Below are 23,640 nucleotides of genomic sequence, written 5' to 3'. Positions count from 1 at the left end.
GCTTCGCTTCTCCGTGTTTTGCCGCCCTGTTCGGGCGGTCGTGGCGGCCCTGCCGCACCCTCCACCGAGCTGTTCGGCCTGCGCCCTCGCCCCGCTCGGCGAGGCGGTGCTATCCTAGCCGCCGCGCGATGGCTCGCGCGCCGGGAGAGGCACCATGCAGATCGCCAGGAATGCCATGCTGCTCCGCATCTTCTTCGGCGAGAGCGACCGCCATGGCCATCAAGCGCTTTATGAGGCCATCGTGACCAAGGCGCGCGAGTGCCAGCTCGCCGGCGCCACCGTGCTGCGCGGTCCGATGGGGTTCGGCCAGTCCAGCCGCCTGCATACCGCCAAAATTCTGCGGTTGTCGTTCGACCTGCCGATGGTGGTCGAGATCGTCGACACCGAGGACAAGATTCGTGGCTTCCTGCCTATGCTCGACGCCATGATGTCGGCCGGGCCGACCAGCGGCCTGGTCACGCTTGAGAAGGTCGAGGTGCTGCAATACGGCCCCGACGGCCTGAAGGAACGGGCGGGGCTTGAGCCATAGGCGCCGGGTACGCGGCGGGCACGGCGCGGAGCACCCCATGACAAACCAGGATGGACCGACCAGATGGAGTTGCTGTTGGTGGCCGTGGGCGGCGCGCTCGGCAGCGTGGCGCGCTATGGATGCTCGGGGTTGGCCGCCCGCTGGGTCGGCGAGAGCTTTCCGTTCGGCACCCTGGCCGTCAACGTGCTGGGCTCGTTCGTGATTGGCCTGGTCGCGGCGTTCGCCATCCCGGAAGGTCGGCTGTTCCTGTCCGCCAACACCCGGCTGTTCCTGATGTTCGGCCTCTGCGGCGGCTTCACCACCTTCTCCTCCTTCAGCCTGCAGACCCTGAACCTGGTCCGCGACGGCGAATGGCTGTGGGCCGGCGCCAACATCACGGCGTCGGTGGTGCTGTGCCTCGCCGCCACCTGGATCGGCCTCGCCGCCGGGCTTGCCGTCAACCGCTGACCCGCCGGCCTGCGGCGCACCCCTCCACCGCCCCAGCTCTCCGCAGCCAACCCCATCGTCCGAGTCGTTCAATGGTCGTCGAAACGCCCGAAACCTGGGCCGAGTACAAGCAGCGTGTTTCCCGGTTCTGGTCTGCCGCGCTGATGTTCTGGCGCGGCCGGCGCGCCTGGGTGGCGTGGAGCCTGTGCGCGGTGCTGGCGGTGCTGGTGCTGGCCCAGATCGGCGTCCAGTTCCTGCTCAACTATTGGAACGGGCGGTTCTTCGACGCCCTGGAGAAGCGCGACGCCGCCGCGCTGATGTTCGAGGCCAAGCTGTTCGTGCCGCTGGCCGTCACCTCGGTGGTGCTGTCGGCGACCGCGGTGGTGGTGCGCATGACCACCCAGCGCAAATGGCGCGAGGCGATGACGCGCTACGTCGTCGACCTGTGGCTGTCCGACAACCGCTTCCAGCGCATCGGCCACGTCAATTCCGGCTCGGAGAACCCGGAATACCGCATCGCCGAGGATATTCGCCTCGCCACCGACGCCCCGGTCGACCTCGCCACCGCGCTGGTATCGTCGGTCCTGACCGCGCTCACCTTTTTCGGCGTGCTGTGGAGCGTTGGCGGCTCGCTCACCGTCAAGGCGTTCGGCTCCGCCTGGACCATTCCGGCCTACCTGGTGTTCGCGGTGGTGCTGTATTCGACCTTCTTCACCTCGATGATGTTTCTGATCGGGCGGCGGCTGCCGCGGGTGATCGAGCAGAAGAACCAGGCCGAGGCCCGTTTCCGCGCCGCCGCCGACCTGTTGCGCGGCCAAACCCAGGCCGAGCTGGCGGCGACCTATTCTGAACGCCGCGCCATCTGGGTCGGCGTGATCGCGGCGCTGCGGCGCTGGCGCGACCTCGCCTACCAGCTTGCCCGCACCACCTTGGTGCAGCAGTCCAACGTGCTGTTGGCGCCGGTGGTGGCGTGGCTGCTGTGCGCGCCGAAATACCTCGACGGCACCATGAGCCTCGGCGAACTGACCCAGGCGGCGGCGGCGTTCGTCACCGTCCAGGGCGCTTTCAACTGGGTGGTCGACAATTACAACCGGCTGGCCGATTGGCGCTCGTCCGCCCACCGCGTCGCCACGCTGCTGGTGGCGATCGACGCGGTCGCCCCCGCCGCGCCGCCGCCGGGGCCAACCGACCCCGACCCGCCCGACGCCGCCGCGACCTGACCGTCAGCGCCGCGTCGCCTGGATCAGCTCGGCGAACCAGCGGAACGACGCCTTGGGCGTGCGCTTCTGCGTTTCGTAGTCGATATGGACGATGCCGAACCGCGAGGCGTAGCCGGCGCCCCACTCGAAATTGTCGGTCAGCGACCACACGAAATAGCCGCGAATGTCGGCGCCCTCGGCCATCGCCGCCCGCATCGCGCCGGTATAGGCGTCGAGATAGGCGATGCGCTCGGGATCATTGACCGCGCCGGTGGCGTCCGGCGCATCGTGCCCGCCCATGCCGTTCTCGGTGACATAGATCGGCAGGCGGTACTTTCTCGACGCCTCGACCAGCACGGCGCGGAAGGCGTCGGGTACGATCGGCCAGTCGATCGGCGTCTTCGGCGTGCCGGCCGGCATCGGCCCGAAGCCATAGCCCAGCGGCGACCACGGCGCCGCCTGGCAGTAGTTGGGCGAATAGTGGTTGATGCCGAAGAAATCGACCGGCCGGCAGATCCGCGCCATGTCGCCGGGGGCGACATAGGGCTCCATGTCCTCGGCGATCAGCGCCGGATAGGCGCCGATAAGCTGCGGATCGGGGAAGGCGTCGTTCCAATGGGCGCCGAACAGCGCCGCCGCCTTGGTATCAGCCTCCGAATCGGTGGCGCCAATGCACTGCTGGCGGCTGTGGACGCAGCCGATGGCGGCACCCGCGACGTGCGCCCGCACCACGTCCACCGCCGCGCCGTGGGCGAGATTGACGTGGTGGGTCGCCCGCCGCAGCGCCGCCGGACCCGACACCCCCGGCGCGCTGTCGCCCAGGCCGTAGCCGAACAGCGTGAACACCGACGGCTCGTTGATGGTCACCCAGCGCTTGACCCGGTCGCCATAGCGCCGCGCCACCACGCTCGCATAGTCGGCGAACCAGCCGGCGCAGTCGCGGGTCAGCCAGCCGCCACGGTCCGCCAGCGCCTGCGGCAGGTCCCAATGATAAAGACACAGCCACGGCTCGATGCCGGCTTCCAGCACCGCGTCGATCAGCCGGTCGTAGAACGCCAGCCCCGGCTCGTTCGCCGCGCCGCGGCCGTGCGGCAGGATGCGCGGCCAGGCGACCGAAAACCGATAGGCGCCGATCCCGAGCTCGCGCATCAAGGCGATGTCCTCGGGATAGCGGTGGTAATGGTCGCAGGCGACGTCGCCGGTGTCTCGGTTGGCCACCTTGCCGGCGGCACAGAACGTGTCCCACACGCTCATTCCGCGGCCGTCCTCGCGGGCCGCGCCCTCGATCTGGAACGCGGCGGTCGAGGTGCCCCAGACAAAGTCGCGCGGCACCGGATGGTGGACGTGGGCTGTCGGCGCCATGGTGGCCTCCCTCCTCGGCATCGCCTTTGATGCCTCTCACTTTATACCTGTCGGCGCCGGCGCATAGCCAAGCTACAGAACGGACTTGAAATGACGCAATCACTCTCAACCGCGGCAACCCGCTGGGGCGGCCGCCGTGACAGCCGCTTGCACGCCGCCGGTTTCTTCCGCACCGCCTGCCTCGACGGCGTGTGGTGGCTGGTGGATCCCGACGGCGGGCGCTGGCTGTCGAAGGGTGTCAACACCGTGCGCATCGACCAGGACCGGGCCGGCGACAGCGACCGCGTTCCCTACGCCGAGGCGTGCCTGGCCAAATACGGCAGCGCCGAAGCATGGCGGCGGGCGGCGGCGGCGCGACTCCGGTCGTGGGGCGTGAACACGCTGGGGGCGTGGTCGGACGAACAGGTGGCCGCCGCCGGCACCACGCTCGCCATCGCGCCCCTGCTCGACCTCGGCCAGAAGTTCGCGTTCAGCTTCGCCGGCCCGGCCGAGCCGTGGGGCGATGCGTTTCCTGACGTCTTCGACCCCCGCTTCGAGGCGTTCGCGCGCCAGCGCGCCCTCGATCTTTGCAGTCCTTACCGCGACGAGGCGGCGGTGGTGGGCTGGTTCGTCGACAACGAGCTGCGCTGGGGGCCGGACTGGCGCGGCCGCGACGAGCTGCTGACGCTGTACCTCAACTTGCCGGTGGGACGGCCGGGCCGCGCCGGCGCGGCCGAGCATCTGCGCCGGCGCTACGCCGACTTCGCCGCGTTCGAGGCGGTGTGGCGCACCGGGCTCAGCTCGTTCGCGGCGGTGGCGGAAAGCCCGGCGCCGATCGTGCAGCCGTTTCCGCGCCTGGCGATCTATGATCGCGACGCGGCCGACGAGGCCACGCTCAACCGCGTCTGCCCGGACCGCGCCACCTTCGTCGGCGACTGCGATTCGTTTTCCGGCGAGGTTGCCGAGCGCTACTTCGCCGTTACCACCGCCGCGGTGCGGGCGGTGGCGCCGAACCACCTCGTGCTCGGCTGCCGCTTCCATTTCCCGCCGCAGCGGGAGGTGGTGGCGGCAGCCGGCCGCCACCTCGATGTGGTGTCGTTCAACTGCTACGCCGCCGAGCCGCTGACCGCGATCGCCACCTATGCGGCGGCGGCCAAGCCCGCGCTGATCGGCGAGTTCTCGGTGCGCGGCGACGATGCCGGCCTGCCCAACACCCGCGGCGCCTCGCCACGGGTTGCGACCCAGGCCGAGCGCGCGGCGGCGTTTGGGCGGTTCGTCACCGCGGCGCTGGGGCAGCCGACGCTGGTCGGCTATCACTGGTTCGAGCACGCCGACCAGCCGGCCGAGGGCCGCCCCGACGGCGAGAACTCGAACTACGGCACCGTCACCATCGCCGATGCGGTCTATGCCGAGCTCACCGCGGCGATGACAACGACCAACGCCAGCGCCGACGCCCTGCACGCCGGCACCCGAGCCAGCGGCGTGACCTGACCGCCAGCCGGCCGCGACTGTCGCCGCCCCCGCCGCCCGGTCAAAACCCCGGCCCGACCCCAACGGCCTTGCCGGTCACAAAATCATGACTGGTCAAGCGCGCGCGCCTGCACGCTTTCCGCGTGGGCTTGGCCTTTCACGCAACCCCCAGCCGCCCCGGCCGCCGGAACCTCTCGCCGGCTGATGGCTTGGGGTGGCGCGTCGGGCAGGGTGCATCGCACCGATCGCCCCGGCCGCACGCTCCGCAAGCTTTTGAATTATCGCACGGTCTTCCGCAAACCTGGTTCCGCGTCTGCGGAAGATGTGCTCGTTGAGAGGAGAACTCCGATGAAGAAACTGCTGATCGGAATCGCCGCCGCGGCGCTGATGGCAGGTGCCGCCGTAGCGAACGATGGTACCGACCTCCGGGCCCTCGACCTTCCGGGCGAACCGCCGGGCGGCGGGGCATTGGGTCCCAATCGGGGTGACGTGGTGTTTCCGGATGGTCCCATCAATTCGCTCATAACCCGGCGCGGCGATTTCGGACCGCCCGGCTATTACGGCTATTATCAGGGCACGCCCACCGAGTATTTCGGACCCGGCCGCGGCGGCCGCTTTGTCCCGTCGCCGTATTACCAGTGAGCATCGGCCGGCTGGGCGGCGGTTGTCACCGTCCGCCCGTGTCCGTTGGGTCACATCGGATCGGAGCCTCGCCGCAGCGGCGGGGCTCGGCAGTTCCAGCGACAGCGGCCCGGTGGCCCGACGCTGCTCCGGGTCTCACCGGACCTGGGCGGCGATACCGTCCATGATCTTGGCCAGCGCCGCGTCGAGTTCGGTGACGCCGCCGGCGTCGTGGGTCGACAGCGTCACCTCGACCGTCTTGTAGACATTGAGCCATTCGGGATGGTGGTCCATGCGCTCGGCCACCAGGGCGACGCGCGTCATCCAGCCGAACGCCTCGCTGAAATCGCGGAACACGAACCGCTTGGTGATAGCGTCGCGGTCCTCGACCTCGCGCCAGCCGTGGAGCGCCTTGAGCGCCTGCTCGCGTTTCGGTCCGATCAGCTTTTCGCGCATGAAACCTCCTGAAGGCTCAACATCAGAGCAAGGGATAGGCCGCCTCGACGACGTACGGACCACCGCCGACCGAAGCCCGCGACGAGAACAGCACGAAGCGCGAGGCGCGGAACGGCGGGCTGCGATAGAGGCCGCGCGCCGCCAGATAGTCCGCCACCGTCCGCGGCGCCGTTTCGCGCAGCCGGGCCAGGGTGACGTGGGGCCGGTAGTTGCGACCTTCGGGTGAAAGGCCGATCCGCTGCATCAGCCGCTCGTGCTCGGCCTGCAGTTCGGCCAGCACCGACGGCGCCTCCACCGGGACATAGATCGCCCGGGGTTTCCGACCCCCGAACACGTCGAGCCCGACCAACGACAGCTCGAACGCCTTGCGCCGGATGTCGCCGAGCATGGCGGCGACCTCGCGGCCGACGCGATCGTCGACATCGCCGATGAAGCGCAGGGTGATGTGGAAGTCGCCGGGCTCGACCCAGCGCGCCCCCGGCACCCCGCCGCGCAGCAACATGAGCGAGCTGCCGATCTCGGCCGGGATTTCCAGCCCGGTGAAGAGACGCGGCATCACACCCTCCTCGCCAGCGCGGCCCCGCCCGCGCAGCGATGCCAAGGTTTGCCGGACGGCGCCGGCACGGTCAACCACGACCGGCAACAGTCGCGGCCGTCAGTGCCCGGCCCGCTTGGCCTCGACCTTCGCCAGCAGCCGCTCGACCGCGGGCAGCATCCGGTCGGCGATCAGGCCGACGCCCTCGGCGGTGGGGTGGATGCCGTCGTTCAGGTTGAACCGCGGCACCCCCACCACCCCCTCCAGCAGAAACGGATAGAACTCGACGCCATGCTGGCGGGCGAGGTCAGGATAGATCGCATCGAACGCTCGAGCGTAGGCCTCGCCGAGATTGCGCGGTGCCAGCATGCCGGCCAGCAGCACCTCCAGCCCCTTGGCCCGAAGGCGGCTCAGGATGGCATCGAGCGCCTTGCGGGTGACGGCGGGGTCGATGCCGCGCAGCGCGTCGTTGGCGCCGAGCGCCACGATCGCGCCCTCGGCGTCGGCGGCGATCGACCAGTCGAGCCGCTCCAGCCCGCCGGAGGCGGTGTCGCCCGACACCCCGGCATTGACGATCACCACCTTGTGACCGCGCGCCTCGAGCCGGCGCTGGAGCTGCACCGGCAGCGCCGCATCGGCCGGCAGGCCGTAGCCGGCGGTAAGGCTGTCGCCCAGCGCCACCAGGCGGAGCGCGCCGCCCTCGTTCGCGGCATCGGCGACGTGGGACATTGAACCGGCGAGCGAAATCGTCATCAGCACCCCTGCGGCCCCGGCCAGAAGCCCGCGGCGCCCTGAATCGCCACGGTTCTGGTCCCGGCGCGGAAACTCCCCATATTCTGCCGTCATGAACTCTTCCATCTCGGGGCGGCGCCCGAACCAGGACAATATCGGCATGACCGAAACCTCGGCGACAGCACAACCGGAGCCGGCGATCGCCCTGTCGGGGGTCGATCTCTGGCTGGGCCGAGGGGCGGCCCGCGTCCATGTCCTCAAGGACATCGATCTCACCATAGATCGGGGCGAGGCGGTTGGTTTGGTAGGGCCGTCGGGATCGGGCAAGTCGACCCTGCTGATGGTGCTGGCCGGACTGGAGAAACCCGATTCGGGCCGGGTGACGGTGGCCGGCGAGAACCTGATGCAGCTGAGCGAGGACGACCTTGCCCGCTTCCGCGGCCGCCATATCGGCATCGTGTTCCAGTCCTTCCACCTCATCCCGACCATGACGGCGCTTGAGAACGTCGCGGTGCCGCTGGAATTGGCTGGCGCCGCCGATGCCTTCGCCCGCGCCGAGCGAGAACTCGCCATCGTCGGGCTCAACGACCGGCTCGACCACTACCCCGCCCAGCTGTCCGGCGGCGAGCAGCAGCGCGTGGCGCTGGCCCGCGCGCTCGCCCCCAACCCGCCGATCCTGGTCGCCGACGAGCCGACCGGCAATCTCGACGAATCGACCGGCGGCACCATCGTCGAGCTGTTGTTCGACCAGCAGCGCGAACGCGGCACCACGCTCGTCATCGTCACCCACGACCTCGAGCTGGCGCGGCGCTGCGGCCGTACCGTGCGCATCCGCTCCGGCGGCATCGAGGGCGCTGCGACGTCGCGCGCCCAGGTTCTGGCGTAGAGGCCGGCCTATGAGCGCGTTCGTTTCCACCTCGCCCGGTGCGCTGGCCGGCGCCGCGCTGGCAGTCAGGCTCGCGGTGCGCGAGCTGCGCGGCGGCATCCAGGGCTTTCGCATCTTCCTCGCCTGCATCGCGCTTGGCGTCACCGCCATTGCCGGCGTCGGCTCGATGTCGCGCGCCCTCACCGACGGCATCGCCCACGAGGGCCGCACCATCCTCGGCGCCGACGCGGCGTTCTCGCTGATCCACCGCGAGGCCAGCCCGGAGGAGCGGGCGTTTCTCGACCGCAGCGGCACCGTCGGCGTGGTCGCCACCATGCGCGGCATGGCCCGCGCCGCGGACGGCGGCTCGACGCTGGTCGAAATGAAGGCGGTCGATGCCGGCTATCCGAGGCTCGGCGAGCTCAAGCTCGACCCGCAGCTCGCCACCGCCGATCTCCTCGCCCGCCGCGACGGCGCGTTCGGCGCCGCCGCCGACCCCGCCCTGCTGGCTCGGCTCAACCTCAAGCCCGGCGACCGCATCGAGGTCGGCGCTGCGACCTTCGAGCTGCGCGCCCTGGTGCGCCAGGAGCCCGATCGCCTCGCCGGCGGCATCGGCTTTGGCCCGCGCCTGCTGGTCGGCGAGGACGCGCTGCGCGCCACCGGCCTGGTGCAGCCCGGCAGCCTGGTGCGCTGGACCTACCGTGTGCTGCTGGCCGACGGCTCCGACGCGGCGGCGCAGGCGCTGACCGAGGCGGCGGAGGCGGCCTTCCCCCAGGCCGGTTGGGAGGCGCGCACCCGCGCCAACGCCTCGCCGCAGCTCGAGCGTCAGATCGAGCGCTTCACCCAGTTCCTCACCTTCGTCGGCCTCACCGCGCTGATGGTGGGCGGCGTCGGGGTGGCGAGCGCGGTGAAGAGCTACATGGACAAGAAGCGCGAGGTAATCGCCACCTTCAAGGCGCTGGGCGCCTCCGGCGCCAAGGTGTTTGCGATCTACCTCGCCCAGGTGCTGCTGCTCGGCGGCCTCGGCGTTATCATCGGCCTTGCCGTCGGCGCGGCGCTGCCGTTCGCGGTGGCGGCGCTGTTCGGCGCGGTGATTCCGATCCCGTTGGCACCGGCGCTCTATCCCGATGTGCTGGGGCTGGCGCTGCTTTACGGCCTCGTCACCGCGGCGGCGTTCGCGCTGTGGCCGCTCGGCCGCGCCCACGACGTGCCGGTGTCGGCGCTGTTCCGCGACATGGTGGCGCCGGAGCGGCGCTGGCCGCGGCCGCGCTACGCCGTGCTGACCGCCGTGGCGGTGGCGGCGCTCGCCGCCTTGGCGATCTTCACCTCCGGCGACCCCTGGCTCGCGGCGGTCTATGTCGGCGCCGCCGGCGCGGTGTTCGTGCTGCTGCGGCTGGTCGCCGCCGCCATCATGGCGCTGGCCCGCCGGGTGCCGCGGGTGCGCTCGACCGAGCTGCGCCTCGCGATCGCCAACATCCACCGCCCCGGTACGGTGACCCCGGCGGTGGTGCTGTCGCTCGGGCTCGGGCTTGCGCTGCTCGTCACGCTGGCACAGATCGATTCGAACCTGCGCCGCCAGCTCACCTCCTCGCTGCCGGAGCGGGCGCCGAGCTTCTTCTTCGTCGACATTCCCAACGCCGAGGCCGGCCGGTTCGATCGCTTCATCACGGAGCTGGTACCGGACGGCCAGCTCACCCGCGTGCCGATGCTGCGCGGCCGGCTGATCTCGCTCGGCGGCCGTGCCGTCGAGACCATCCAGGCGCCGCAGAACGTCGCCTGGGTGCTGTCGGGCGATCGGGGCATTACCTACGCCGAGGCCCCGCCCGACGGCTCGCGGGTGGTCGAGGGCGCGTGGTGGACGGCCGGCGAGACCGGCCCACCGCTGGTATCGATGGAAAAGCGCATCGCCGAGGCGTTCGACCTCAAGATCGGCGACAAGATCGTGGTCAACGTCCTGGGCCGCAACATCGAGGCGACGCTGTCGAACCTGCGCACGCTCGACTGGGAGTCGCTCGGCATCAATTTCGTGCTGGTGTTCAACCCGGAAACGTTCCGCGGCGCCCCCCACACCCACCTCGCCACCTTGAGCCTGGCGAACGGCAGCGACGGAACAAAGGCCGAGCTGGACGTGCTGACCAAGGTGGCGGCGGCGTTCCCGACTGTGACCACGGTGCGGGTCAAGGACGCGCTGGCCGCGGTCAACGACCTGGTCGGCAATTTGATCAACGGCATCCGCGGTGCCAGCATCCTCACGCTGGTCGCCGCCGTGCTGGTGCTGGCGGGCGCGCTCGCCGCCGGGCACCGCCACCGCGTCTATGACGCGGTGATTCTGAAGACGCTCGGTGCCACCCGCGGCCGGCTGCTCACGGCCTATGTGCTGGAATACGCCGCGCTCGGGCTGGTGACCGCGGTGTTCGGCGTGCTGGCGGGCTCGGTCGCTGGCTGGGCCATCGTCACCTACGCCATGAAGATCCCGTTCGCGTGGAACGGCCCCGGCGCGGTGGTGGCAGTGGTGGCGGCGCTGGTGCTGACGGTGGCGTTCGGACTGGCCGGCACCTGGCGCGCGCTCGGCGAAAAGCCCGCGCCAGTGCTGCGGCACCTGTGATGCGAACCCCGGCCGAGCCGTCTGGCGGCGGATGAGGGGATTTCGGGAGAGCGCCGGGCCGGCGCAAGGGCCGGAGCCGGCGTGGCGTTCCCTCGCCGAAGCCGTCAGCGACCGGCGAAGAAATGGGGGTGGCGGGTGCGTTGTTCCACGTATCGGATATAGTGCTCGACGTCCTCGCTCTCGCTATGGCGACTGACGTGGAAGCGGAGCTGGGTTCGGCACACCGGGCAGGCCACCGGCTCGGCGAACACCAGCCGATGGATCCGGGCGCGAAATATGCTGCGACATTCCGGGCAGCGTACGCGAGCCTTCATATTGTCGACCGGGTCTTGCATGGTCGCGGTCTCCCATCCTGGCCCGTGCATGCTGTCGCCGCCCCCTTGCGTAATGGTTGGCGTTTTCGCTCGAATTGGCGCGATGTGGACTTTGCGGAGGCGCGGAGCGGCGGCGGTCTGGGTTTTCAGATGGTTAACCCTTCGGCGCGGCTTGGCGCCGCACGCCGACTTTAACGGCAGGATCAAGGCCGGCGCGGTCTTGTGCCGCCTCGATTTGCCTCCATATTTCTCGGGTCGGCCGGGGGGCGAGCACCACGAGTGATCTCCGGCAGGGAAAGCACGAGGATTACGATGGCACAGTTTGATCGGAACGCTGCAGCGCCGTTCGGCAGAACGGTCTCGCGCGCCGAGGCCGCTGCGGTGGACGCCGGCCTGCGCGCCTACATGCTCAGCATCTACAATTACATGGTGCTCGGGCTCGCAATCACGGGCTTCGCAGCACTCGGCACCTACATGCTCGCGGTGACCGACAACCCGGCGGACGCGGTGGTTCGCCTGCGTGACGGCGTGTTCCTGACCTCGTTCGGTCAGTGGGTGTTCGTCAGCCCGCTCAAGTACGTCATCATGCTGGCGCCGCTCGGCGTGGTGTTCCTGCTCAGCGCTCGCGTCAATTCGATGAGCGCGCAGTCGGCCCAGATCACCTTCTGGGTATTCGCCGGCCTGATGGGCCTGTCGCTCGCCTCGATCTTCCTGGTGTTCACCCACACCTCGATCGTGCGGGTGTTCTTCATCACCGCCGCCTCGTTCGGTGCGCTGTCGCTGTACGGCTACACCACCCAGAAAGACCTGTCCGGCATGGCGTCGTTCCTGATCATGGGCCTGATCGGCATCGTGATCGCCTCGCTGGTCAACATCTTCCTGGCGTCGTCGGCGATGCAGTTCGCCATCTCGGTGATCGGCGTTCTGGTGTTCGCCGGCCTCACCGCCTACGACACCCAGCGCCTGAAGACCGAGTACCTCTATGGCGGCATGGACGGCTTTGCCCAGCAGAAGAGCGCCATCCTCGGCGCGCTGTCGCTCTACCTGAACTTCATCAACATGTTCACCATGTTGCTGCAGCTGTTCGGCAACCGCGAGTAACCGAACGCGGCTTCAACCGTCGCACCGAGGCCCCGGCGAAATCCGGGGCCTTTTGCTTTGGGAATTATATACTTCGCGAACCACGCGCGAATCGGGATAGGCTGTCCTGACGGCAACTCTAGGAGGCTCGCCATGTGGGCAGAGGTGGCGTGTTCAGCGTTGAGAAGCGGTAAGCGCCTTGAGTTGCGCTACGACGGCTTTTCTCGGGTTGTTGAGGTTCACACCGTTGGGGAAACGACTGCTGGCAACCTCGCCATGAGCGTCTGGCAGGTTCGTGGCGGCAGCAATAGCAACGAGCGTATCGGTTGGAAGACAATGCGCCTCGACGAAGCCTTCTCTGCTGCCGAGATCGACGAAAAATCCGACGCGCCCCGGAATGGATATGTCCGCAACGCGAAACCGTTCCGGCGCATAATCTGCCAGTTGTAAGCCGCCGCAGTCACAGGCAAACCCGGCGGCATGCAGCGCACAGTCAGACCAATGCTCCATTGATGTCTCCATGAAAAAGCCCGCTACTCAGCGGGCTTCTTTTTCGGCTCGGGTTTGGGCGCGCCCTTAGGCGGCGGTGCTGATGCCACCTTTTTCAAGGCTGAATCGAAGCGTGCCTCGTCTTCATCGGCGCCAAGTTCGCGGGCGGCGTCGACGAACCGCTGCGATTGCTTATCCTTTGCCAAGGGCTGCGAAGAGCGGGCCATCTGATGCCTCATCGGGTACACATATCTTGATGAGAGTGCCCGCCTTGGTGGCGAACTTTTCAGAGAGATGGAGCAAGTCCGATCCGTCATAGGTATGCATCTCGTCGAGAGACCATCGGATCGCGGACGCCAAATGCACTGCGTCTGGTCTCTTAGAGAGTTTAGGCGTCTCTCGGACCAGCTTTCGCGCCATATCGGCTATTTCCATGTCAACCGGCAGAAGTTTGATGAACGGCTGATTGAAGAATGCTTTGATTAGATCGAGATTTTCTGCGCTCAAGGGTTTTGGCTTACCCATTTCATGTTCGTATCGATTTACTTCAACCAATGAATACGTAGAAGTCCATAGCTCATATGAGCCGTCCCGTGCACCGTTATAGATAATCTCTAATGGCCTTTTGCGGCCGTCTTCTTTGTTCAAGAGGCCCAACCACGCGCAAGAATCCCAATAGACCCTCTTAGCCTTAGCCATTATCCGCGCCACGAATGAGGTTCAAAAAATCTGCGGCAGACATGCCACCTGTTATGTCGAGTTCGCGTAACTCATTGAGATCAACAATCCTCTCATCAACAACGCTAAGCGCGTCGACGTCCGCTTTGGCTATTTGGCCCTCTGTACTGTAATGCAGCGCACCGCCGACCATGACTCGCCGCCCGGCCCATATCTCGGTCCAACTATGGGCCGGCCCGACCTGCTGGGCAATGTCGGGTGACAAAACGCAGGTGATGCGATCACCCGTTAATCGCTCGCGAATAACGAGGGCCGGATTCTGATAGTGGCGGGTCGCTGCGATGATCTCCCCTTCAAACGATCCGAATTCAGTTCGTCGAAGGTTTGGAGCGGACAATTTCTCGTCGATCAACGCCTTCTCAAGCGAGATGACTCCGATTTGGGCTGTGGCAGGGAAAATCTGGATTGGATCGTCGCCCATCCGCAGGTCTGTTTGCCCAATCCCATTTAAGTTTCGTTCGAGAAGCCGTTTTGCAGTCCTCAGCGCCGCGCCATCCATCCAATCAGGCGGCTCGTGAGAAATAAGAAGCCCTGCTATGGCCTCCCTGGCGGTTCGCTTCGCCCGAGCGGCGCGCACATCAACTGAAACAGCAGGGTCTTTGGACCAGCCCTGCGCCTCGACCGTAAACGGACTATTCGTCGAAGCTCTCTTTAGCCGCCAGACAACCTTTGACTCTTCCGAGCCCTCAACCTCGTCGGCCTTCTCGACCAACTCGATCACGTCGAGAACCTGACGCATGGCATCCGCCACCGTCAGGTCGCTTTCACCTAACGCTGACGGATGCACCGTGATTGCCAGAAATTCCGCCACGCAACACCTATTTAGGTTTCACGTGGCGCTTCGTGAGCCACGGTAGGTAAGCCTCTTGCCGGCGATGCCGGACAGGGCGCGGATTGACCGCTCCTGATCCTCTACACCCACCGCAGAGCGATTGTTGTACCGAAAATCGAACTCCGCAAGGTAGCGATGCAGATGCTGCTTACCGCAATGTTGATACACGCCCTTCATGCCGCGCTTGAAGATGCTGAAATAGCCCTCAATCGTGTTCGTGTGGACCTCGCCCACGACGTACTCTTCCTTGCCGTGGCGGACGACGCCATGGTCGGCGAATTCACGGCCGATGTGCAGGTAGTGGCCGGCTTCGTCGGTCGCGAGGCGCGCTTCCTTGCTCATGTTCTCGCGCAGGATCGGGGCGATGGTCGCGGGCTTGAGGTCGTCCACGACCATGCTGCGGGCCTGCTTGGTTTCGCGATCAACGAGGGTGAGCACCTTCATCTTGTGATGGTAGGCGCGGCGCACCGGCTTGCCGGGCTCGCGACCGATAAAGGTCTCGTCCACTTCCACGATGCCGCCTTCGCCGCCCATGGGCGCGAGATCGCCAGAGCGCATAGCCTCGCGGATGCGGTGCATCATGAACCACGCCGTCTTATACGTGACTTCAAGGATGCGGTGCATCTGGTGCGCGCTCACGCCTTTTTTGGAAGCGCAGATCAGATAGACCGCCTGTAGCCACTTGTGCAGTTCGACATGAGAGGACTCGAAGACCGCTCCCACGCGAACCGTGAACTGCTTGCGGCAGTCGGCGCATTTACGAAGGCCAATGCGGGTCTTCGCCAGATCATAGTGCTTACCCATGTTGCCGCAATGCGGGCAGACAGGCCCCTTCGGCCACAGGATCGCCTCGACATGGGCGAACGCGGCGGCTTCGTCGTGAAAGAAGGGCTTGGAAAGCACGGACATGACTTATCTCCTTGAGATTCAAGGTACTAAATCATCCGTGGTTCGTCAAGTATATAATCGCCTTTGCTTTGGGGAAGATGCGGGGTCCCCCGCCGGCGGGATTTGGCGTATGCGTCGTGCCATGCTGACAGCCTTCACCCTCCGCCCCGCCGCGGACGGCGACGTTCCCGCCATCACCGCGATCTATGCAAAGGCCGTGCGCACCGGCACCGCCTCCTTCGAGCTCGACCCGCCCGACGAGGCCGAGATGCGCCGCCGCCTCGACGTCGTCACCGCGTTCGGCGGGCCCTATCTGGTGGCGGCCGGTGCGGACGGCGGCGTGCTCGGCTACGCCTACGCCGGGGCCTACCGCACCCGGCCGGCCTATCGCTTCACGGTGGAGGATTCGATCTATCTGGCCGAGGGTGCCTGCGGCCGCGGCATCGGTCGCGCCCTGCTCGGCCGGCTGATCGCCGAGACCACCGCGCGCGGCTTTCGCCAGATGGTGGCGGTGATCGGCGACCAGGACAACGCGCCCTCGATCGGCCTGCATGCCGCGATGGGGTTTCGCATGGTCGGCTCGCTGGTGTCGACCGGCTGGAAGCACGGCCGCTGGCTCGACAGCGTGCTGATGCAGCGCCCGCTGGGCGAAGGCGACGGCCTGCCACCGCCGCCCGGACGCTGACTCAGCCAGCCACCAGCCGCACCGGCTTGTCGAGCGCGCTCAGCACCCGGGCGAGGTCGGAGCCGCGCTTCAGGATCAGCCCGGTCGCCGTCACCACGCTGTAGGCGCCCTGCTTGCGGGCGAGGCGCGGGACCTTCTCGACCCGATACAGCGCCACCTCGGCCGAGCGCCGAAACACCGAGAACACCGCGCGGTCCTTGAGAAAGTCGATGGCGTAGTCGCGCCATTCGCCGGTGGCGACCTTGCGGCCGTAGAGGTTCAGGATGCTGTCGAGTTCGCGACGGTCGAAGGTGATGTACGCCGGCGCGGCTCCGATGGCGGCGATGGCGGCGGGCGGCACGGTCCAATCGACCGGCATGCCGCCGCGGGCCTGGCTAGGGTCGATGTCGTCCAAGCGCGCCTCCTGCTGGAGAATGTCACCCTTGCGTCATGATCGCTGGAATTTGGCGGCGTTCAAGCGGAAACGGCGGCATCGCCGCGGCCCAATCCCGCAAGGCTCAGTCATGGCAGCCCAAGGCGTACGCCATTATTTTCGGGCGGCCGGAACAACACGAGAGTCTCACGGTTATTGAGCCAAGGACCGACCGGCGCGGTGCCTCGGCAAAACCCCAGCCCCCCAGCCCCCGGGGTATAGCTCGGTCGGTCCACCTTTCGGCCGTGACGGCCTGAGCGTGAGAAACGCCCAGGCTAGAGCATTTTCCGCACAAGTGGGTTCCGGTTGTGCGAAAGAAAATGCGAAATTACAAAGACCTAGAGCATCTGACCTGATGCAGTCAGGTCGGATGATGCTCTAGCCTGCTGCCGACAGCGCCGTCAGATCGGTCGAGTTCGATGTTCGCCACCCTCGCAGGGTGGCGTTTTGGTATCGGGCTCAGCGCAGCGCCGCGGTGGCGGCGCCGATCACCGGCCCGAGCCGCCCCTCCGGCGCATCCTGCACCAGCACCACCACCAGATCGCAGCCCTCGTCCAGCCACTCGGCGGTGTCGAGGCTGACGGTGACCCTCCGGCCGCTCCAGCTCGCGACCTTGGTCATCGACCGCACGACGTTGCGATAGGTCGCGGTGCGGCCGGCATTCTCGCCGCGGCCGATGTCGACCCGGACGCGGCGCTGGACGCCGAGCGCCCACACCTCGCCGCTGCGGCCGCCGGCGTCGGCGATGGTGACGTCGACGCGGCCATCGCCCGGCTCGGCCGACACCCGCACCGGCAGCGTGGCTCGGGTCAGCGCCCTGGCGGTGCGCAGGGCGTGCTCGATGGTCGCCCGGTCATGGCCGGGCGCCGACTCGCGGCCATTGACGACCATCTGCGGCGTGAACAGCCGGCGGTCGCCGAGCGATGCGGCATAGGCCCGCTGGCGCGCGCTGTTGCCGGGCTGCGCCAGCGTGTCCTTCCAGCCGAGATAGTCCCAGTAGTCGACCGCCAGCGACAGCGCGATCACGCCCGGCCGGTCGGCCAGCTCGCTGATGTAGGAATCGGCGGGCGGGCAGGACGAGCAGCCCTGGCTGGTGAACAGCTCCACCACCATGGGCGCATCGCCGCTGGCGAACGCCGCGGCCGGGGCGACCGGGGCCAGCGCCAGCACAACACTGAGGATCCGCAGGGGCAGCTTCATCGAGCGTTGTCATAAACCGCGCCGCGTCCGCGGAGGAGTCACGTCTGTGTGTGGCCTCGCCGCCGCACGCAACGGCCGGCGGCGAGGCCACCGATTTACGCCGCCAGCCCGCGCAGCACGTAGTGCAGGATGCCGCCGTTCTTGAAGTACTCGAGCTCGTCGAGCGTATCGATCCGGCTGAGCAGCGGCACGTCGAAGGTCTCGCCATCGCCGCGCGTGATTGTGGCGGTCAGGGTCTGGCGCGGCTTCAGGCCGTTCTCCAGGCCCTTGATGGTGACGGTCTCGTCACCCTTCAGCCCCAGGCTCTGCCACGAGGTGCCCTCGAAGAACACCAGCGGCAGCACGCCCATGCCGACCAGGTTGGAGCGGTGGATGCGCTCGAACGACTGGGCGATCACCGCGCGGACGCCGAGCAGGTTGGTGCCCTTGGCCGCCCAGTCGCGCGAGGAGCCGGTGCCGTATTCCTTGCCGGCGAACACCACCAGCGGCACCTTCTCCTTGCGGTAGCGCATCGCCGCGTCATAGATCGGCAGTTCGTCGCCGGAGGGATAGTGGACGGTGAGCCCGCCCTCCTTGCCGCCCAGCATCTGGTTCTTGATGCGGATGTTGGCGAAGGTGCCGCGCATCATCACCTCGTGGTTGCCGCGGCGGGTGCCGTACTGGTTGAAGTCGGCCACCGGCACGCCGTGCGCGGTGAGGTACTTGCCGGCCGGGGACGCCGCCTTGATCGAGCCGGCCGGCGAGATGTGGTCGGTGGTGATCGAGTCGAGGAACAGGCCGAGCACCCGCGCCTTGTCGATGTCGGTGATCGGCTTGGGCTCGGCGCCCATCCCGACGAAATAGGGCGGGTTCTGCACGTAGGTCGAGGCGTTCTCCCAGGTGTAGGTCAGGCCGCCGGTGACCTTGATCTTGCGCCAGTTGGCATCGCCCTTGAACACGTCGGCGTATTTGGCCTTGAAGATCTTCTTGGTGACGAACTTGCGCACCAATGCGGCGACGTCGCGCTGCGAGGGCCAGATGTCTTGAAGGAAGACCGGCTTGCCGTCCTTGCCGGTACCGAGCGGCTCGGTGGTGAGGTCCTTTGCGACCGAGCCGGCCAGCGCATAGGCCACCACCAGCGGCGGCGAAGCGAGGTAGTTGGCCTGGACGTCCGGGTTCACCCGGCCTTCGAAATTGCGGTTGCCCGACAGCACCGCGGCGGCAATCAGCTTGTTGTCGTTGATCGATTTGGACACCGCCTCCGGCAGCGGGCCGGAATTGCCGATGCAGGTGGTGCAGCCGAACCCGACCAGGTTGAACCCGACCTTGTCTAAGTCCTTCTGCAGCCCGGCCGCCGCAAGATACTCCGCCACCACCTGCGAGCCCGGCGCCAGCGAGGTCTTCACCCACGGCTTGGCCTTCAGCCCCTTGGCCACCGCGTTGCGGGCGACGAGGCCCGCCGCCATCATCACGTAGGGGTTCGAGGTGTTGGTGCACGAGGTGATGGCGGCGATCGCCACGTCGCCATGGTGCAGCTCGTAAGCGGCGCCCTCGACCGGGGCCGCCTTGTCCTGTTCGCCAGGACGCTTGAACTCTGCTGCCAGCGCCTCGGCGAAGCGCGCCTTGACGTCAGGCAGCAGCACGCGGTCCTGCGGCCGCTTCGGCCCGGCCACTGACGGCTCGACGGTGGAAAGGTCGAGCTCCAGCGTGTCGGTGAACACCGGCTCGGGCGTGGCGCGGGTGCGGTAGAGCCCCTGGGCCTTGGCGTACTTCTCGACCAAGGCGACGCGGGCCGACTTGCGGCCGGTGTCGGCGAGGTAGCGCAGCGTATCCTCGTCGGTCGGGAAGAAGCCGCAGGTGGCGCCGTATTCGGGGGCCATGTTGGCGATGGTGGCGCGGTCTTCCAGCACCAGGGCGTTGAGGCCGGAGCCGAAGAACTCGACGAACTTGCCGACCACACCCTTCTTGCGCAGCATCTGCGTGATCGTCAGCACCAGGTCGGTGGCGGTGACGCCCTCGCGGATCTTGCCGGTGAGGCGGAAGCCCACCACCTCCGGGATCAGCATCGAGATCGGCTGGCCGAGCATGGCCGCCTCCGCCTCGATGCCGCCGACGCCCCAGCCCAGCACGGCGAGGCCGTTGATCATGGTGGTGTGGCTGTCGGTGCCGACCAGGGTGTCGGGATAGGCCACCTCGACGGTCGCGGCCTTGCCGCGCTTGATCACCTTCTCCTTCTTGGTCCACACCGTCTGGGCGAGGTACTCAAGATTGACCTGGTGGCAGATGCCGGTGCCGGGCGGCACCACCGAGAAGTTGGCGAACGCCGACTGGCCCCATTTGAGGAAGCGGTAGCGCTCGCCGTTGCGCTGATATTCCAGATCGACATTCTGCTTCAGCGCCCGTGCGGTGCCGAAATTGTCGACGATCACCGAGTGGTCGATGACGAGGTCGACCGGCACCAGCGGGTTGATCTGCTTGGGATCGCCGCCGAGCGTGGCCACGGCGTCGCGCATCGCGGCGAGGTCGACCACCGCCGGCACGCCGGTGAAGTCCTGCATCAGGACGCGCGCCGGGCGGAACGCGATTTCGCGCTCGGACTTGCCCTTCGACGTCAGCCAGTCCGCCATCGCCTTGATGTCGTCCTTGGTGACGGTGCGGCCATCCTCAAAGCGCAGCATGTTCTCCAGCAGCACCTTCATCGAAAACGGCAGGCGGGAAATGCCTTTCAGTCCGTTCTTCTCGGCGGCTTTGAGGCTGTAATAGGCGTAGGTCTTCGTGCCGACCGTGAGAGTCTTGCGGCACTTGAAGCTGTCGAGCGAAGTCATGGCGGAAGCCGTTCCCGAATGAAGGTGAAATCTGGCACGCCGCACAGGGCCAATGCCGAGAGTCCGGCCAAGCCAACTGGCCACCCCCCAAGATCATTGCGACGGCACTGCGGCTTATAGCCCCTTCAAACAACACGCGCGAGATCTGCCGAAACGCCTGCGACGAATGTCGCAATTTGAGGCGGCAAAGCCGGCCCGCCGCGGCGCGATCGCCGTCGCTACCGGCGTGTTGCGAGCGCCGCCGGCACGCCGGGGCCTCTTGCGCGCGGGGAGCGGGCGTGGTGTTGGTCTTCTCCCGTCCCGTTTCGCCGGTTTCTCTCGTCATGCCGTCACAACAGCGCCTCGTCGGCGAGCGTCTCATCTGCGAACGCGGCGGCCGCGAGGTGTTTCGCGACCTCTCGTTTTCGCTCGCCGCCGGTCGGGCGCTGGCGCTGGTCGGGCCGAACGGCGCCGGCAAATCGTCGCTGCTCCGCCTCACCGCCGGACTGGTGCGGCCGGTGTCGGGCACGCTGGAGCTTAAGGGGTTCGACCCCGAACTCACCGTGGCGGAGCAGGCGCACTATCTCGGCCATCTTGACGCGTTGAAGCCGGCGCTCACCGTGGCGGAGAACCTCGATTTCTGGATCCGCGCCCTCGGCGGCGGCCCCGGCGTTGCGCTCGGCGTCGCGCTCGACCAGGTCGGGCTGGCACGGCTCGCCGAGCTGCCGGCGCAGTATCTCTCGGCCGGCCAACGGCGGCGGCTGGCGCTGGCCCGGCTGCTGGTGGTGCATCGGCCGCTGTGGCTGCTCGACGAGCCGACCACCGCGCTCGACGTCGCCGCTCAGGCGCGGCTGTTCGAGCTGATCGCCGGCCACCTTGCCGCCGGCGGCTTGGTGATGGCGGCAACCCACCAGCCGCTCGCCGTCACCACCGACGAACTCAAGCTCGCCGGGGAGGCGGTGCAATGACCGCTTTGACGTCCATCGTCTTGCGCGACCTGCGGCTGGCCGTCCGCGTCGGCGGCGGCGCCTTCGTCGGCGTGCTGTTCTTCCTCACCGTGGTGGTGGTGATGCCGTTCGCCATCGGCCCGGACCTCAATCTCTTGCGCCGCATCGGCCCGGCCATCCTGTGGGTCGGCGCGCTGCTGGCGAGCCTGCTCGCGCTCGACCGGCTGTTCGCCCAGGATCAGGAGGACGGCACGCTCGACCTCCTCTTGATGGCGCACACCCCGCTGGAGCTGGTCGCCGCCACCAAGGGCCTCGCCCATTGGATCGCCACCGGCGTGCCGCTGGTGCTGGCGGCGCCGGTGCTGTCGCTGCTGCTCAATCTGGAGCCGGCGGCGATCGGCGCGGTGGTGCTGACGCTGCTGGTCGGCACCCCGGCGCTTACCTTCATCGGGCTGGTCGGCGCGGCGCTGGCGGTGACGCTTCGGCGCGGCGGCCTGTTGGTGGCGGTGCTGATCTTGCCGCTGTCGATCCCGATCCTGGTGTTCGGCATCTCGGCCTCGAACGCCGCCGTCACCGGCGGCGTGCCGTTCGGGGCGCCGTTCACGATCCTGTGCGCGCTCTCGCTCGGCAGCCTGGTGCTGGGGCCGGTCGCCGCCGGCGCCGCGATCCGGGCCGGGCTCGACTGAGGCGGAACGGACGCCGCCGCCTACGTGGATTCGCTGGCCCTTGACGCAGCGCATTGCAGGCCGCCGGCTCTCCCGGTAAAAGCCGCCCATGGCGCTCATCGATCTGGCTAATCCTACGCGGTTCCTCGCGTTCGCCCGCACGCTCATTCCGCTTTGCGGTGCGCTCGCCGCCGGCCTGCTCGCCGTCGGCATCTACTTCGCTTTCTTCGTGGCCCCGGAGGACTATCAGCAGGGCGCCACCGTCCGCATCCTCTACATCCACGTGCCCTCCGCCTGGCTGGGCATGGCCTGCTACGTGGTGATGACGCTGTCGGCGATCGGCACGCTGGTGTGGAAGCACCCGCTGGCCGACGTATCGCAGAAAGCCGCCGCCCCGATCGGCGCCGCCTTCACCCTGTTGTGCCTGCTCACCGGCGCGCTGTGGGGCCGGCCGATGTGGGGTACCTACTGGGTGTGGGATGCCCGGCTGACCTCGACCCTGGTGCTGCTGCTGATCTATCTCGGCCTGATCGCGCTGTGGCGCACGGTGGAGGACCCCGGCCGCGCCGGGCGTGCCGCCGCGGTGCTGACCCTGGTCGGCGCGGTGAACATCCCGATCATCAAGTTCTCGGTCGACTGGTGGAACACGCTGCATCAGCCGACCTCGGTGATCCGGCTCGACGGCCCGACCATCCATTCCTCGATCCTGACGCCGCTGCTGATCATGGCGCTCGGCGCCACCGCGCTGTTCATCACGCTGCACCTGTCCGCCATGCGCAACGAAATCCTGCGCCGGCGTGTTCGCACGCTGCGCATCCTCGCCGCCCAGCGCGGCGCCACCGCGTGAGCCCGTCATGATCGACCTTGGACCGCACGCCCTGTTCATCCAGCTCGCCTGGGGCGCCGCCGTGGCGATCACGCTCGGCCTGATCGCCTGGGTGATGCTCGACTATCGCGCCCGCCGCCGCGAACTCGCCAAGCTCGAGGCCGTGGCCGACGCCCGGCGCCGGCCGGCCGCGACGACGCCCAAGCCGGCGGCGGCGGTGGAAGGAGCCGGCCTGCCATGACCTCGACCGAAAAGACCCCTGCCGCCCCGCGCCGGCTGAGGCTCGCGCTGCTGCCGCTCGGCCTGTTCGCCGCGCTGACAACGCTGTTCTGGGTCGGGCTGTTCTCGGGCGACAAATCGAAGATTCCGTCCGCCCTGATCGGCAAGCCGGTGCCGGCGTTCGCGCTGACGCCGCTGCCGGGCAGCGGCCTGCCGGGGTTCGGCGCCGACACGCTGAATGGCCAGGTCACCTTGGTGAACGTGTGGGCGTCGTGGTGCATCCCCTGCCGTGAGGAGCACCCCCAGCTGGTCGAACTCGCCAAGGACCCGCGGTTCAAGCTTTATGGCCTGAACTACAAGGACAAGGACGACAACGCCAAGGCGTTCCTCGGCCGGTTCGGCAATCCCTATGTCGCGGTCGGTGTCGACCCGTCCGGCCGCACCGGCATCGATTGGGGCGTCTACGGCGTGCCGGAAACCTTCGTCATCGGCCGCGACGGCACCATTCGCTACAAGTTTATCGGCCCGATCATGCCGGACACGTTGAAATCGACGCTGCTGCCGGAGATCGAGAAGGCGCTGGCAAACTAGCGCCTTCTCCGCAGACGTGAGCCTCGTCGCGAGCGCGCGCCGGCCTCAAAGCGCCATGACATGGCCGCACCGGCCGAACCAGGCGGCCGCTCTCGAGCGTTGTCCGCCCCGCTTGCGCCGGACCTGACGCGCCGGAGTTTTTGATTTTCGCCCGCACGGCCGGCGATGCCAAAATGCGCCCGCGCCACCTCG

Annotated in this window: 26 protein-coding genes; 14 read left to right on the top strand and 12 right to left on the bottom strand. The window is 67.8% G+C overall.

What is annotated here, in order from left to right:
• Window positions 1-154: 154 nt before the first annotated feature.
• The 3 genes from BVIR_RS00125 to BVIR_RS00115 all read left to right on the top strand — a co-directional run bounded on the left by BVIR_RS00125 (window position 155) and on the right by BVIR_RS00115 (window position 2,175).
• Window positions 155-529, top strand: coding sequence for a DUF190 domain-containing protein (locus tag BVIR_RS00125; RefSeq protein ID WP_055035907.1), 375 nt, complete (start codon window positions 155-157; stop codon window positions 527-529).
• Window positions 530-592: 63 nt separating this feature from the next.
• The gene (gene crcB / locus BVIR_RS00120) at window positions 593-976 is read left to right on the top strand and encodes a fluoride efflux transporter CrcB (protein ID WP_055035906.1); all 384 of its coding nucleotides are present in this window, start codon (window positions 593-595) and stop codon (window positions 974-976) included.
• A gap of 71 nt (window positions 977-1,047) precedes the next feature.
• Window positions 1,048-2,175: an SbmA/BacA-like family transporter gene (locus BVIR_RS00115; RefSeq protein ID WP_055035905.1), complete on the top strand. Its 1,128-nt coding sequence runs from the start codon at window positions 1,048-1,050 to the stop codon at window positions 2,173-2,175.
• A 3-nt stretch (window positions 2,176-2,178) separates the two neighbouring features.
• Here BVIR_RS00115 and BVIR_RS00110 read toward each other — a convergent pair whose 3' ends face one another.
• Entirely contained in the window at window positions 2,179-3,516 is a 1,338-nt protein-coding gene (locus BVIR_RS00110) for a GH1 family beta-glucosidase (protein ID WP_055035904.1), read from the bottom strand.
• 90 nt (window positions 3,517-3,606) lie between these two features.
• Here BVIR_RS00110 and BVIR_RS00105 point away from each other — a divergent pair, with 90 nt between their 5' ends.
• Window positions 3,607-4,986 carry a hypothetical protein gene (locus BVIR_RS00105; RefSeq protein WP_055035903.1) on the top strand — a complete coding sequence of 460 codons (1,380 nt, stop codon included), beginning with the start codon at window positions 3,607-3,609 and terminating at the stop codon, window positions 4,984-4,986.
• A 327-nt stretch (window positions 4,987-5,313) separates the two neighbouring features.
• Window positions 5,314-5,607: a hypothetical protein gene (locus tag BVIR_RS00100; RefSeq protein ID WP_055035902.1), complete on the top strand. Its 294-nt coding sequence runs from the start codon at window positions 5,314-5,316 to the stop codon at window positions 5,605-5,607.
• A 135-nt stretch (window positions 5,608-5,742) separates the two neighbouring features.
• Here the strand turns inward: BVIR_RS00100 and BVIR_RS00095 are convergent, their stop codons facing one another.
• The 3 genes from BVIR_RS00095 to BVIR_RS00085 form a co-directional block, all read right to left on the bottom strand.
• Complete coding sequence (locus BVIR_RS00095) at window positions 5,743-6,042, bottom strand: 4a-hydroxytetrahydrobiopterin dehydratase (protein WP_055035901.1); 300 nt, start codon at window positions 6,040-6,042, stop codon at window positions 5,743-5,745.
• A 22-nt stretch (window positions 6,043-6,064) separates the two neighbouring features.
• Window positions 6,065-6,598: an RNA 2',3'-cyclic phosphodiesterase gene (gene thpR, locus BVIR_RS00090; RefSeq protein WP_055038558.1), complete on the bottom strand. Its 534-nt coding sequence runs from the start codon at window positions 6,596-6,598 to the stop codon at window positions 6,065-6,067.
• 99 nt (window positions 6,599-6,697) lie between these two features.
• Window positions 6,698-7,330 (bottom strand): arylesterase, encoded by a 633-nt coding sequence (locus BVIR_RS00085; RefSeq protein WP_082417267.1) that lies wholly within the window; start codon window positions 7,328-7,330, stop codon window positions 6,698-6,700.
• Between the two features lie 139 nt (window positions 7,331-7,469).
• Here BVIR_RS00085 and BVIR_RS00080 point away from each other — a divergent pair, with 139 nt between their 5' ends.
• Together BVIR_RS00080 and BVIR_RS00075 are read left to right on the top strand one after the other, a co-directional pair.
• Complete coding sequence (locus tag BVIR_RS00080) at window positions 7,470-8,195, top strand: ABC transporter ATP-binding protein (protein ID WP_055035900.1); 726 nt, start codon at window positions 7,470-7,472, stop codon at window positions 8,193-8,195.
• 10 nt (window positions 8,196-8,205) lie between these two features.
• Entirely contained in the window at window positions 8,206-10,779 is a 2,574-nt protein-coding gene (locus tag BVIR_RS00075) for an ABC transporter permease (RefSeq protein ID WP_055035899.1), read from the top strand.
• Window positions 10,780-10,883: 104 nt separating this feature from the next.
• Here the strand turns inward: BVIR_RS00075 and BVIR_RS00070 are convergent, their stop codons facing one another.
• Entirely contained in the window at window positions 10,884-11,114 is a 231-nt protein-coding gene (locus BVIR_RS00070; RefSeq protein WP_145911925.1) for a hypothetical protein, read from the bottom strand.
• A 291-nt stretch (window positions 11,115-11,405) separates the two neighbouring features.
• On the opposite strand from BVIR_RS00070, the gene BVIR_RS00065 reads away from it, so the two are divergent.
• Window positions 11,406-12,194, top strand: coding sequence for a Bax inhibitor-1/YccA family protein (locus BVIR_RS00065; protein ID WP_055035897.1), 789 nt, complete (start codon window positions 11,406-11,408; stop codon window positions 12,192-12,194).
• Between the two features lie 153 nt (window positions 12,195-12,347).
• On the opposite strand, the gene BVIR_RS16560 is transcribed toward BVIR_RS00065, so the two are convergent.
• The 4 genes from BVIR_RS16560 to BVIR_RS00050 all read right to left on the bottom strand — a co-directional run bounded on the left by BVIR_RS16560 (window position 12,348) and on the right by BVIR_RS00050 (window position 15,141).
• Complete coding sequence (locus BVIR_RS16560) at window positions 12,348-12,683, bottom strand: hypothetical protein (protein WP_156331020.1); 336 nt, start codon at window positions 12,681-12,683, stop codon at window positions 12,348-12,350.
• Window positions 12,684-12,854: 171 nt separating this feature from the next.
• The gene (locus tag BVIR_RS16185) at window positions 12,855-13,361 is read right to left on the bottom strand and encodes a type II toxin-antitoxin system VapC family toxin (protein ID WP_082416491.1); all 507 of its coding nucleotides are present in this window, start codon (window positions 13,359-13,361) and stop codon (window positions 12,855-12,857) included.
• Window positions 13,354-14,211 carry a hypothetical protein gene (locus BVIR_RS16555; RefSeq protein WP_145911927.1) on the bottom strand — a complete coding sequence of 286 codons (858 nt, stop codon included), beginning with the start codon at window positions 14,209-14,211 and terminating at the stop codon, window positions 13,354-13,356. The genes BVIR_RS16185 and BVIR_RS16555 overlap by 8 nt, the downstream gene beginning before the upstream one ends.
• Window positions 14,212-14,229: 18 nt before the next feature.
• The gene (locus BVIR_RS00050) at window positions 14,230-15,141 is read right to left on the bottom strand and encodes an IS1595 family transposase (RefSeq protein ID WP_055035895.1); all 912 of its coding nucleotides are present in this window, start codon (window positions 15,139-15,141) and stop codon (window positions 14,230-14,232) included.
• A 109-nt stretch (window positions 15,142-15,250) separates the two neighbouring features.
• On the opposite strand from BVIR_RS00050, the gene BVIR_RS00045 reads away from it, so the two are divergent.
• Window positions 15,251-15,805, top strand: coding sequence for a GNAT family N-acetyltransferase (locus tag BVIR_RS00045; protein ID WP_145911928.1), 555 nt, complete (start codon window positions 15,251-15,253; stop codon window positions 15,803-15,805).
• A 1-nt stretch (window position 15,806) separates the two neighbouring features.
• Here BVIR_RS00045 and BVIR_RS00040 read toward each other — a convergent pair whose 3' ends face one another.
• From BVIR_RS00040 to acnA, 3 genes are all read right to left on the bottom strand, one after another.
• A complete protein-coding gene (locus BVIR_RS00040; RefSeq protein ID WP_082417265.1) occupies window positions 15,807-16,163 on the bottom strand; it encodes a DUF2794 domain-containing protein in 357 nt (118 codons plus the stop codon).
• 513 nt (window positions 16,164-16,676) lie between these two features.
• A complete protein-coding gene (locus BVIR_RS00035) occupies window positions 16,677-17,417 on the bottom strand; it encodes a DUF1223 domain-containing protein (RefSeq protein ID WP_055035894.1) in 741 nt (246 codons plus the stop codon).
• Window positions 17,418-17,512: 95 nt separating this feature from the next.
• The gene (gene acnA, locus BVIR_RS00030) at window positions 17,513-20,221 is read right to left on the bottom strand and encodes an aconitate hydratase AcnA (protein WP_055035893.1); all 2,709 of its coding nucleotides are present in this window, start codon (window positions 20,219-20,221) and stop codon (window positions 17,513-17,515) included.
• Between the two features lie 323 nt (window positions 20,222-20,544).
• On the opposite strand from acnA, the gene ccmA reads away from it, so the two are divergent.
• The 5 genes from ccmA (at window position 20,545) to BVIR_RS00005 (ending at window position 23,448) form a co-directional block, all read left to right on the top strand.
• Window positions 20,545-21,168, top strand: a complete 624-nt coding sequence (gene ccmA / locus BVIR_RS00025; protein ID WP_055035892.1) for a heme ABC exporter ATP-binding protein CcmA — start codon at window positions 20,545-20,547, stop codon at window positions 21,166-21,168.
• Window positions 21,165-21,833: a heme exporter protein CcmB gene (gene ccmB, locus BVIR_RS00020; protein ID WP_055035891.1), complete on the top strand. Its 669-nt coding sequence runs from the start codon at window positions 21,165-21,167 to the stop codon at window positions 21,831-21,833. Before ccmA ends, ccmB begins: the two co-directional genes overlap by 4 nt.
• Window positions 21,834-21,921: 88 nt before the next feature.
• Window positions 21,922-22,659, top strand: a complete 738-nt coding sequence (locus BVIR_RS00015) for a heme ABC transporter permease (protein ID WP_055035890.1) — start codon at window positions 21,922-21,924, stop codon at window positions 22,657-22,659.
• A 7-nt stretch (window positions 22,660-22,666) separates the two neighbouring features.
• Window positions 22,667-22,879, top strand: coding sequence for a heme exporter protein CcmD (ccmD, locus tag BVIR_RS00010; protein ID WP_055035889.1), 213 nt, complete (start codon window positions 22,667-22,669; stop codon window positions 22,877-22,879).
• A complete protein-coding gene (locus tag BVIR_RS00005; RefSeq protein WP_055035888.1) occupies window positions 22,876-23,448 on the top strand; it encodes a DsbE family thiol:disulfide interchange protein in 573 nt (190 codons plus the stop codon). The genes ccmD and BVIR_RS00005 overlap by 4 nt, the downstream gene beginning before the upstream one ends.
• Window positions 23,449-23,640: the final 192 nt, after the last annotated feature.

The organism is Blastochloris viridis (assembly GCF_001402875.1).
Lineage (GTDB): Bacteria > Pseudomonadota > Alphaproteobacteria > Rhizobiales > Xanthobacteraceae > Blastochloris > Blastochloris viridis.
This window is presented reverse-complemented; position numbering and strand designations above follow the sequence as displayed.

What these genes read in the sequence shown, in the direction of transcription:
- BVIR_RS00110 (WP_055035904.1), bottom strand. Translation starts at nt 3,516, where the DNA reads ATGGCGCCGACAGCCCACGTCCACCATCCGGTGCCGCGCGACTTTGTC.
- BVIR_RS00065 (WP_055035897.1), top strand. Translation starts at nt 11,406, where the DNA reads ATGGCACAGTTTGATCGGAACGCTGCAGCGCCGTTCGGCAGAACGGTC.
- BVIR_RS16560 (WP_156331020.1), bottom strand. Translation starts at nt 12,683, where the DNA reads ATGGAGCATTGGTCTGACTGTGCGCTGCATGCCGCCGGGTTTGCCTGT.
- BVIR_RS00100 (WP_055035902.1), top strand. Translation starts at nt 5,314, where the DNA reads ATGAAGAAACTGCTGATCGGAATCGCCGCCGCGGCGCTGATGGCAGGT.
- BVIR_RS00070 (WP_145911925.1), bottom strand. Translation starts at nt 11,114, where the DNA reads ATGCAAGACCCGGTCGACAATATGAAGGCTCGCGTACGCTGCCCGGAA.
- ccmA (WP_055035892.1), top strand. Translation starts at nt 20,545, where the DNA reads ATGCCGTCACAACAGCGCCTCGTCGGCGAGCGTCTCATCTGCGAACGC.
- BVIR_RS00050 (WP_055035895.1), bottom strand. Translation starts at nt 15,141, where the DNA reads ATGTCCGTGCTTTCCAAGCCCTTCTTTCACGACGAAGCCGCCGCGTTC.
- BVIR_RS00040 (WP_082417265.1), bottom strand. Translation starts at nt 16,163, where the DNA reads ATGCCGGTCGATTGGACCGTGCCGCCCGCCGCCATCGCCGCCATCGGA.
- BVIR_RS00095 (WP_055035901.1), bottom strand. Translation starts at nt 6,042, where the DNA reads ATGCGCGAAAAGCTGATCGGACCGAAACGCGAGCAGGCGCTCAAGGCG.
- acnA (WP_055035893.1), bottom strand. Translation starts at nt 20,221, where the DNA reads ATGACTTCGCTCGACAGCTTCAAGTGCCGCAAGACTCTCACGGTCGGC.
- BVIR_RS00080 (WP_055035900.1), top strand. Translation starts at nt 7,470, where the DNA reads ATGACCGAAACCTCGGCGACAGCACAACCGGAGCCGGCGATCGCCCTG.
- BVIR_RS00125 (WP_055035907.1), top strand. Translation starts at nt 155, where the DNA reads ATGCAGATCGCCAGGAATGCCATGCTGCTCCGCATCTTCTTCGGCGAG.
- BVIR_RS16185 (WP_082416491.1), bottom strand. Translation starts at nt 13,361, where the DNA reads ATGGCTAAGGCTAAGAGGGTCTATTGGGATTCTTGCGCGTGGTTGGGC.
- BVIR_RS00105 (WP_055035903.1), top strand. Translation starts at nt 3,607, where the DNA reads ATGACGCAATCACTCTCAACCGCGGCAACCCGCTGGGGCGGCCGCCGT.
- thpR (WP_055038558.1), bottom strand. Translation starts at nt 6,598, where the DNA reads ATGCCGCGTCTCTTCACCGGGCTGGAAATCCCGGCCGAGATCGGCAGC.
- BVIR_RS00115 (WP_055035905.1), top strand. Translation starts at nt 1,048, where the DNA reads ATGGTCGTCGAAACGCCCGAAACCTGGGCCGAGTACAAGCAGCGTGTT.
- BVIR_RS00005 (WP_055035888.1), top strand. Translation starts at nt 22,876, where the DNA reads ATGACCTCGACCGAAAAGACCCCTGCCGCCCCGCGCCGGCTGAGGCTC.
- BVIR_RS00035 (WP_055035894.1), bottom strand. Translation starts at nt 17,417, where the DNA reads ATGAAGCTGCCCCTGCGGATCCTCAGTGTTGTGCTGGCGCTGGCCCCG.
- BVIR_RS00015 (WP_055035890.1), top strand. Translation starts at nt 21,922, where the DNA reads ATGGCGCTCATCGATCTGGCTAATCCTACGCGGTTCCTCGCGTTCGCC.
- crcB (WP_055035906.1), top strand. Translation starts at nt 593, where the DNA reads ATGGAGTTGCTGTTGGTGGCCGTGGGCGGCGCGCTCGGCAGCGTGGCG.
- BVIR_RS00075 (WP_055035899.1), top strand. Translation starts at nt 8,206, where the DNA reads ATGAGCGCGTTCGTTTCCACCTCGCCCGGTGCGCTGGCCGGCGCCGCG.
- BVIR_RS00085 (WP_082417267.1), bottom strand. Translation starts at nt 7,330, where the DNA reads ATGACGATTTCGCTCGCCGGTTCAATGTCCCACGTCGCCGATGCCGCG.
- BVIR_RS00045 (WP_145911928.1), top strand. Translation starts at nt 15,251, where the DNA reads ATGCGTCGTGCCATGCTGACAGCCTTCACCCTCCGCCCCGCCGCGGAC.
- ccmD (WP_055035889.1), top strand. Translation starts at nt 22,667, where the DNA reads ATGATCGACCTTGGACCGCACGCCCTGTTCATCCAGCTCGCCTGGGGC.
- ccmB (WP_055035891.1), top strand. Translation starts at nt 21,165, where the DNA reads ATGACCGCTTTGACGTCCATCGTCTTGCGCGACCTGCGGCTGGCCGTC.